Annotated in this window: 1 protein-coding gene and 1 pseudogene; both read right to left on the reverse strand. The window is 37.1% G+C overall.

Annotated features, from left to right (window positions below):
* Positions 1 to 175 precede the first annotated feature (175 nt).
* Positions 176 to 706 carry a hypothetical protein gene (locus tag ACFIKQ_RS08995; protein ID WP_375656308.1) on the reverse strand — a complete coding sequence of 177 codons (531 nt, stop codon included), beginning with the start codon at positions 704 to 706 and terminating at the stop codon, positions 176 to 178.
* A gap of 81 nt (positions 707 to 787) precedes the next feature.
* A pseudogene (locus ACFIKQ_RS09000) lies at positions 788 to 1,033 on the reverse strand (hypothetical protein); the annotation flags it as partial.

Here is a 1,033-nt window from a genome sequence, read left to right on the forward strand (position 1 = left end):
AGGTTTATAATATTTCGAGTAAGAGCATGTTTGATTTTTTTGATTTCACTGGTTAATTCATATTTTTTGCACATAGAGATACCCTCACAATTTAATGTGATAAACATTTGCTAAAATTTGGAATGGGAAATTTAAAAGAGGGGCACCCCCGCCGCGCCCGCCGCTGCTTTATTAATTAGACCCAGACAATCTCTAATTCACCATAAGGAGAGAGACGTTCAGTATAGGTTTTTATTTTAGTAGATCCGCCGACATTTTCACGAATAACAGCAATGCCATGAATATGAGCATTTTCAAAAACATGCACGTTATTTGCTATACGAGCGTTTTCATAAACCCTAGCATTGTCATAAACATAGGCATTATCATAAATAATAGCCTTGCCATACACATAGGCATTATCATAGACATGGGAATTATCAGAAATAACAGCATTGCCATAAACATGCGCATTATCATAAACATAGCCAGCAACGATAGCATTGTCATAAACCCTTGCATTTTCATAAACGTGACCATTTTTAAACACAAGAGCCTCATCATAGACCCAGCAATTGCCATCATGAGAAAGGTTATCTTCCTTTTCAATAAAGCCACCCAGATCGCCAGCCTTAACATCAGAAAAGTCTTTTAATGCTTTAATGCGATAAAGAGTATGATTACCAAATACACGCGTTTCATTTGTGAGTGCAAACTTCTTTTGCATAGCACAATTCCTTTATACAGAGATTTAAATTTTTAAATGAGATGTTTAAAGGAGGGCACCCCCGCCGCGCCCACGCGTTATTTAAGCAGCGTCTTTTAGTGACTGATTATCATCACAGATATCATTGCGAATTTTTGCACGGCTATTGACAACAGCATTGCCATAAATTTGCACATGATGATCAATATTTGATTTGCCATAGACCTTGGCATGATCATAAATCCTTACAAAGCAACCAACACGAGCCGATCCAGAAACCTTGGCATGACCATAGATACTTGAATAATCCTTAATCCAAGCATTACAAAAAACATGGGCATTATCATA

It is taken from the genome of Bartonella sp. MR63HLJHH (assembly GCF_042194155.1).
GTDB classification, from domain to species: domain Bacteria; phylum Pseudomonadota; class Alphaproteobacteria; order Rhizobiales; family Rhizobiaceae; genus Bartonella; species Bartonella grahamii.

What these genes read in the sequence shown, in the direction of transcription:
- ACFIKQ_RS08995 (WP_375656308.1), bottom strand. Translation starts at nt 706, where the DNA reads ATGCAAAAGAAGTTTGCACTCACAAATGAAACGCGTGTATTTGGTAAT.